The organism is Kitasatospora sp. NPDC058478, from assembly GCF_042720345.1.
Taxonomy (GTDB): Bacteria; Actinomycetota; Actinomycetes; order Streptomycetales; family Streptomycetaceae; genus Kitasatospora.
In genome coordinates this window covers 1-6825 of record NZ_JBHXML010000139.1, presented here as the reverse complement: position 1 = coordinate 6825, position 6825 = coordinate 1, and the positions used below count along the sequence as shown (strand labels likewise).

Here is a 6825-nt window from a genome sequence, read left to right as displayed (position 1 = left end):
GCCGGCGGTGGAGAGGCCGGGCCAGCCGTCGGCCCCGATCCCGACGACGGTGATCGGGGGTGGCAGCTCGGGCACCGGGTGGCTCCTGTCGTTCGATCCTGCTGGCCGGGGCAGCCTACCTGGCAGTACACGCGGACTGTCGGCGCGGCCACGTGACAGTCGGGCGGTTCCGTGGCGACGTTTAGGCTGGTGGGCGGCGTGGGGCCTGGTTGCCTGGGAGGGCAGCATCCGTGGGCCTGCGTGAGTTGATCATCGATGCGTGGTCGTGGTTGAACTACAAGCCGATCATGTCTCAGCCGCTGCGGCGCGGCGTCGGGCCGTTCGGTGAACTCACCTCTGGTTGGGTGCCGCTGGAGGACCTGCGCCGGCTCCAGGCGTACAAGGTTTTGGCTGCCTACGACCAGAACCAGGCCGGGCAGTTGGCGTATGCGGATGGGGACGAGAAGGGCCTCGACCGGCGGGAGCTGGGCGACCCGGCGAAGCTGGTCGCGGCTGCGCTTGGTTACCTGCTGGGGCCGTCGCAGTCGATCGTCGTGCCGGGTGCCGAAGGCGATGGCGCTGGGGTGGCGCCGCAGGCCGCGCTCGCCCGCGAGGTGCAGGAGCGGCTGCGGGAGTGGGCGCGGCGGGAGCTGCTGCCGATGCGGACGCAGCAGTGCGAGCGGTCCGCGGTGCGCTATGGCGATGGCGTCTATACGTTGGCCTGGGACGCGGTGGCCGGGCGGCCGCAGCTGCGCACGATGGACCCTGGCTGGTACTTCCCGGAGCGGACGGACGACGAGGCCGACGGCGGCGAGTTCCCCATGACAGTGCACTTCGCATGGGAGCTGCCCGAGGACCCGGCTACCGGACGGAAGGCGCGGATACGAAGGATCACCTACGCGTTGGGGCCGATCGCCGGCGCGACCCGCCCGGTGGTCCCCGAGAAGGGCGGGCCGCATAGGGAGTGGGCGACGGGGCAGGACGGGCAGGCGGTGCTGCTGCCCGGAGACCGCGCGGACGAGGCCAGCGGCATGATCTCGCGCACCTACCCGTGGGCGCCGGACAAGCCGTCGCACACGACCTGCTACCTGACCGACGCGGAGTGGCTGCTCGAAGACCTCAAGGCCGCGCACACCGTCTACAACTTGCCCGCAAACAAGGCCCGCTACCGGGTGCGGCGCGACGGCGAAGTCCTCCAAGGGCTTGATCTACAAATCGATTTTGTGCCGGTCGTGCACATCACGAACAGCATCGTCGAGGTCGGTGAGCACTGGGGGCAGCCGGTGATCTCCCGGGTGATGCAGGGTCTCGACGAGCTGGCGGCCACGGACACGGACTCCTCGGCGGCCTCCGGCACGACCGGCGCGCCGATCGTCGCCCTGTCGGGGGTGCGGCTGCCGAAGGACCGCAGCACCGGCGCCCCGGTGCCGCTCCGCGTTGAGGCGGGCACCGTGTGGTCGCTGAACGAGGGCGGGTCGATGAGCGCCCTGGACACGTCCCCGCAACTGCGGGAGCTGCGCGAGCGCACCGATCACCTCCTCGACCGGGTCGCCGGGAACTCCCGGCTCACCGCCTCCGGCCTCGGCGTGGTGAAGCCCTCCGAGGTGCCGTCGGGGTATGCGCTGTCGCTGTCGCTGGGCCCGCTGGGCTCCCTGGTGGGGGAGATGCGCCTCGCCCGCGCCCACAAGTACCAGTTGCTGTTCCGGATGGCCGGCAGGCTGTTCCAGGCCGGGCAGGTTGGCTGGCCCGCAGGGGAACTGCCGGCCGCTCAGATCGTGTGGGGCCCGCACCTGCCCACCGACAAGGCCGAGGCGCTCGACCTTGCGGTGCGCGGCTACGAGGCCGGGCTGTTCAGCCTGGAGACGTGCGTGCGGATGCTCGCCGACGCCGGGTTCCCGATCACCGACATCACCGACGAGATCCGCCGCATCCAGGCCCGCTCCTTCGACTCGGCCGCCCGCCTCGCCGATGCCACCGGCGACACCCGGGTGGTCCGGGACTTCCTCGGCCTCCCTGACGGAGGCCCCGAGGTGCCCCCTGTGCCCCTCCCGGAGGCCTCTGGACAGAAGAGCACCCCCGACGCCCCCAAGAGCCCGTAGAGGGCCTTCCAAGGCCCCGTGTGGCCAGGTCGGTTCGGGTGGGCTCTCCTGGCCCCCTGCGGCGTCAGCCGTGGGGGGTTGGGGGGTAGGTAGGAGGTAGGAAGGAACAGGAAAGGAAGGGGTTCCCCCAGGGCAACCTGTTGGGTTCCCCTGACGAAACCTGTTGGGTTTCCCCAAGGGAACCCATGGTCTCTCTTCGGGTGGGTTCCCCGAGGGGAACCCACCCGGTGGCCGGGGCAAGGCTCGTTGGGCCGCCTGCTCGCCTCCGTCGCCCGTGCCGGGGGAGTAGCTACACTGATCACTGGCGCGGGGGCGCTGTTCCGGAGGAATCCGATGACTGCCCCCACCCCGCCCGCCGGAGACCCGGCCGCCGTGCAGCCTCCGGCCGCCACCGACCCGGGCAGCACCCTCATCACCCAGGACACCCTGTCGCGGCTCCTCGCCCGCGAGAAGTCCCAGGGAGAGCGCGCCGCCATCCGCAAGCTCGTCACCGACCTCGGCTTCACCGACTCCACCGCCCTCCAGACATGGGTCGAGGCGCAGCGCACCGCTGAGCAGGCCGCCCTCGGCGAGGTCGAGCGCCGCGAGCAGGCCGCCGCGCAGCGCGAACAGGCCGCGCTCCAGCGTGAGCAGCAGGCCCTCGACCGCCTCAACCAGGCCGTGCGGCACGCCGCCCTGAGCCGCCTGGGCGCGACCGGCCAGGCCCTGGACGACGCCATCCGTCTTCTCGACATTCCCGCCGACGCCGATCAGCAGACCGTCACGGAGGCCGCGACGGTACTGGCCGAGCGCCGCCCCGAGCTGTTCGGTGCGGCCGCGCCTGTCACGGCGCCGCCCGCGCCGAGCGGTTCGCCCGCCGGCGGGCCGCCGCCGCGCGGCCACGCCCCCACGCCCGCCTCCGTCGGCCTGGACATGGCCAAGCGGCGCGGCTACCTCACGGCCTGACGCACCGGCCGCCCTTGAGCGTCTGACCCGGCAGCGAACCGGGACCAGGGGACCACGCCCCGCACCCCCGCACGTGGACGGCACCACCAGCAGGTGAGTGCGTGACCGCCAGCTCCCGCAAAGGCGATCACACCCCTTGACCACCCAGCCGATCACCACCACGGCGACGTACACCGCCGGACGCCCGTGGCTGGCGTCCACCCACGGCACCGACCAGACCGAGACCGTCACCATCGACGCGTCGAAGCTGACCGCCGGCACCCACTACGTCGCGTCCACCGACTCCACCCAGCCCTACAGCCGCCTCGTGTCCGGCCTGCCCCTCGGTCGGATCACCGCGTCCGGCCTGTACGGCCCGTACGACCCGGCCGCCACCGACGGCCGCCAGGTCCTCGCCGGACTGGTCTACGACGAGGCGCTGTTCGCCCCGAACCAGCCGCGAATCCCGTGCGCCCTGCTGTGGCACGGCGCCGCCCGAGCCTCCAAGATCCCCGGCGGGATCGACACCACCAAGATCACGGCGTCGCCCGGCGGCGCCCTGATCCGGTGGGTTCAGGGGGCCTGAGCGATGACGATTCAGGACCTCGTCAAGGGCGTCTCCGCGGCCGACCTCACCACCTTCGCCCGCGCCATCCCCTCCCCGTCCGACTTCCTGCTGACCTCCACGGTCTTTCCGACCCTCGTGACCAACGAGATCAAGTGGCGGATCAAGCAGAACGGCCGACGCGTCAACACCGCCAAGTACCGCGCCTACTCCGCGTCGGTGGCGCTCGCCGACCGCACCGCGTGGGAGACCACGCGCGAAGGCCTGCTCCCCGCCCTGGGCCAGAAGCTGATCGTGGGCGAGCAGCAGCAGATCCTCCTGGAGCAGTCCCACGGCGCCGACCAGGACCGGCTGCTGGAGCTGCTGTTCGATGACGCCGAGCGGCACATCGAGGCGATCCGATCCCGGCTCGAACTCGCCGCCGGTGACGTGCTGCTGGACGGCCGGTTCACCCTCGACGCGGCCACCGAGAACGGCCTCAGTATCGAGATCGACTTCGGGGTGCCCGCCGGCAACATGCCCGTCGCACCGAAGCCGTGGTCGGACCCGACGTCGGACCCGCTCGCCGACGAACTCGGCTGGATGTCCTACCTGGACGACCTCGGCGCGCCCGAGCCGGAGATGGTCATCACCTCCAAGAAGGCGTTCAGCCAGCTCGCCCGCAACAACGCGTACAGGGCCGCCTACTACCGCTCCGTCAACCCCTCCAGCACCCCGACGCGGACCCTGACCGTGTCCGAGGTCAACGCGGTGCGCGGCGACTACGGCCTGCCGCCAGTCACTCTCTACAAGGCGCAGGTCAACGTCGACGGGACCGCCACCAAGGTTTTGCCGGACGACCGGTGGATCATGCTGCCGCCGGACCGCGAGAAGTGGGGCCAGACGCAGTACGGCGTCACCGCCGAAGCCCTGGTCCTCAGCCGCGGCACCAACCCGTCGATCACCCGCGAGGACGCCCCGGGCATCATCCTCACCCGTGGTGTCCAGGACGACCCGGTGCAGATCTGGACCAAGGGCGCAGCCGTCGCGATGCCGGTCCTGCACACCCCGGACTGCCACATCGTGGCCAAGGTCCTGTGATGGGCAAGCGGCGCCTGGCCTACGCGGTCCACCTCGACCACCCCGGCACCGGGGAACACCTCGTCCTGCTGCCCGACCACATCCCGCCCCGGGAACTGGCCGCCCTCATCACCAACCCCGACGCCTGGCAGCCCTCCGAAGACGACGAGGACGACCCGGACGACCAGGGCGACGAGGAGCCGGAGGCCAAGACCACCCGGGCCCGCAAGGCCAGCGCGGACACCGAGTAGTGCGATCCGCCGGTCCGGCACCCCTCACCAGGGTGCCGGTCCGGCACCGCTCGCTGCCGGACAACGCCTCAACGGGAACACCGCCATGCCGCTCACGATCACCCCGCTCGGGTTCCGCGAAGCGTGCGAGGCCGTCGAACGCCTCCACCGCCACCACCGTCGTCCCCGCGGCCACAAGTTCTCCATCGGCGTGGCCGCCGGGACCGAACTCGTCGGCGTCGCCATCATCGGGCGGCCCGTTGCGAGGGCCTTCGACGACGGATGGACCCTGGAGGTGACACGGCTGGCCACCGACGGAACTCCGAACTCGTGCTCAGCCCTCTACGGCGCCGCATGGCGGGCAGCCCGCGCCTGCGGCTACCGGCGGATGATCACCTACACGCACGCCTCCGAACCGGGCACCAGTCTGCGAGCAGCAGGGTGGAGACGCGTCGGAGACCGAGCCCCCCGCAGCGGCTGGGACACCCCGTCGAGGCCACGCCAGGACCGTGGCCTCGACAACGTGGCGCGAACCCTGTGGGAGACCACCACCCCCGACCACTCGTAGGAGAACCGCATGGAACGGCACGTCCTCGCCTGGCTCCAAGCCCAACTCGGCACCGCCACCCCCGCCGACGACCTCACAAACCGGTACAACCGCCTCGGCACCGCCCGCGCCGTCGCCACCGAGATCCTGGTCGAACGCCGTGCTGCGCTGCTGGCCGACCCGCTGCGCCTCGTCGTGGACGGCGTCGTCACTGTGGATCGCACGGCCAACCTGACCGGCCTCGAACGCCAACTCGCCCAACTCCAGACCGCCCTGGGACCGGACGAGGCCGCGCCCGGAGACGACACCACCCCCCACCTCGACACCGGCACGCTCGTGCCCGCTCGCCGCACCCGATGAACCGCACCGCCGAGACCACCACTGACGAGCCGGACGACGCGGCAGACGTCGTCGGTGACCTCGACACCGCCTGGCAGCACCTCGTCGCCGCTCAGGCCGCAGTCCTTGCCGCGCTCGCCCACGGCCGCCGCACCGCCCGCCTGGCCGCCACCCTCGCCGATTTCGCCGACGCCGTCCGCACCTTCCACCACACCGTGGACGGGGTGATCCGCGACTACGCACACCACGAAGTCCCCCGCCTCTACGAGCAGGCCGCCCGGGACGCCGCCGCGAGCCTCGGCCGTACCTTCGACTGGACCCCCGGCCACCAGGACGCCCTGCGGGCTCTGAGCGCCGACACCTACACGGAACTGCTGCACCGGGCGCAGGAGAGCGTCCGCGCGGCAGGCGCTTTCTACCGGGCCGCCCGCTCCGCCGCCCGCCACGACCTCCCCCTCCTCGCCACCGACCGCGCCAGCGCCACGGCCGCAGCCCGTTCCCTCTCCGCCCGGATCGCCGCCGCCTACCGCCTCGACCGCGTCGTCTACCGCAACGGCGCCCGCATGCCCGTCCAGGCCTGGGCCGAAGCCGCCCTCCTCGCCCGCTCCGCCGTTGCTCGCAACGCCGGCACCCTTAACACCGCACGCGAGTACGGAATCCAGCACGTCGAGGTCTTCGACGGCCACGACTGCGGATGGACCAGCCACTCCGACCCCGACAAGGCCACCCGCACCCTGCGTACGGTCGAGGAAGCCGCCGAGTGGCCGATCTCCCACCCGCGGTGCGCCCGGACGTTCGGGCTGCGGCCCGACGCGTCGGTCGCGCTGGGCGAGGACAGTGCTGTCACGGCCCTTTGATCGTGAGGATCCGCGCTAGAAGCCTCTTGAAGATCTTGCTCTGACTGCCCGACTCACCCCAGATTGCCGGTAAATGTCAATCAGGTCGAACTGGTACAAGCCGGGCGCGCTTTCAACATCTTCATCAGTCTTCTAGTAGGGCTTTGTTAGGTCCTATGGTGGGGGTCGGGGGTTGGTGCGGGTTGGCCGCATATCGAGCAGGCGCCGGTCCAGGTGGCCAGGAGGG

8 protein-coding genes are annotated in these 6825 nt (G+C 71.5%); all 8 read left to right on the top strand.

Annotated features, from left to right (window positions below; all coding sequences use genetic code 11):
- Nucleotides 1-230 precede the first annotated feature (230 nt).
- The 8 genes from ACFWPT_RS40495 (at nt 231) to ACFWPT_RS40460 (ending at nt 6599) form a co-directional block, all read left to right on the top strand.
- A complete protein-coding gene (locus ACFWPT_RS40495; protein ID WP_380488020.1) occupies nt 231-2078 on the top strand; it encodes a hypothetical protein in 1848 nt (615 codons plus the stop codon).
- 333 nt (nt 2079-2411) lie between these two features.
- Nucleotides 2412-3023, top strand: coding sequence for a hypothetical protein (locus ACFWPT_RS40490; RefSeq protein ID WP_380488018.1), 612 nt, complete (start codon nt 2412-2414; stop codon nt 3021-3023).
- A gap of 136 nt (nt 3024-3159) precedes the next feature.
- Nucleotides 3160-3588, top strand: a complete 429-nt coding sequence (locus ACFWPT_RS40485; RefSeq protein ID WP_380488016.1) for a head decoration protein — start codon at nt 3160-3162, stop codon at nt 3586-3588.
- Between the two features lie 3 nt (nt 3589-3591).
- A complete protein-coding gene (locus tag ACFWPT_RS40480) occupies nt 3592-4647 on the top strand; it encodes a major capsid protein (RefSeq protein ID WP_380488014.1) in 1056 nt (351 codons plus the stop codon).
- On the top strand, nt 4647-4877 hold the full coding sequence (locus ACFWPT_RS40475; protein ID WP_380488012.1) for a hypothetical protein: 231 nt from the start codon (nt 4647-4649) through the stop codon (nt 4875-4877). The genes ACFWPT_RS40480 and ACFWPT_RS40475 overlap by 1 nt, the downstream gene beginning before the upstream one ends.
- Nucleotides 4878-4962: 85 nt before the next feature.
- On the top strand, nt 4963-5424 hold the full coding sequence (locus ACFWPT_RS40470) for an XF1762 family protein (RefSeq protein WP_380488010.1): 462 nt from the start codon (nt 4963-4965) through the stop codon (nt 5422-5424).
- Nucleotides 5425-5433: 9 nt separating this feature from the next.
- Nucleotides 5434-5763, top strand: a complete 330-nt coding sequence (locus tag ACFWPT_RS40465) for a hypothetical protein (RefSeq protein WP_380488008.1) — start codon at nt 5434-5436, stop codon at nt 5761-5763.
- The gene (locus ACFWPT_RS40460; protein WP_380488006.1) at nt 5760-6599 is read left to right on the top strand and encodes a hypothetical protein; all 840 of its coding nucleotides are present in this window, start codon (nt 5760-5762) and stop codon (nt 6597-6599) included. The genes ACFWPT_RS40465 and ACFWPT_RS40460 overlap by 4 nt, the downstream gene beginning before the upstream one ends.
- The last annotated feature ends 226 nt before the right edge of the window (nt 6600-6825 follow it).

Coding starts and splice junctions, on each gene's coding strand:
- ACFWPT_RS40490 (WP_380488018.1), top strand. CDS start 2,412: ATGACTGCCCCCACCCCGCCCGCCGGAGACCCGGCCGCCGTGCAGCCT.
- ACFWPT_RS40480 (WP_380488014.1), top strand. CDS start 3,592: ATGACGATTCAGGACCTCGTCAAGGGCGTCTCCGCGGCCGACCTCACC.
- ACFWPT_RS40475 (WP_380488012.1), top strand. CDS start 4,647: ATGGGCAAGCGGCGCCTGGCCTACGCGGTCCACCTCGACCACCCCGGC.
- ACFWPT_RS40470 (WP_380488010.1), top strand. CDS start 4,963: ATGCCGCTCACGATCACCCCGCTCGGGTTCCGCGAAGCGTGCGAGGCC.
- ACFWPT_RS40465 (WP_380488008.1), top strand. CDS start 5,434: ATGGAACGGCACGTCCTCGCCTGGCTCCAAGCCCAACTCGGCACCGCC.
- ACFWPT_RS40460 (WP_380488006.1), top strand. CDS start 5,760: ATGAACCGCACCGCCGAGACCACCACTGACGAGCCGGACGACGCGGCA.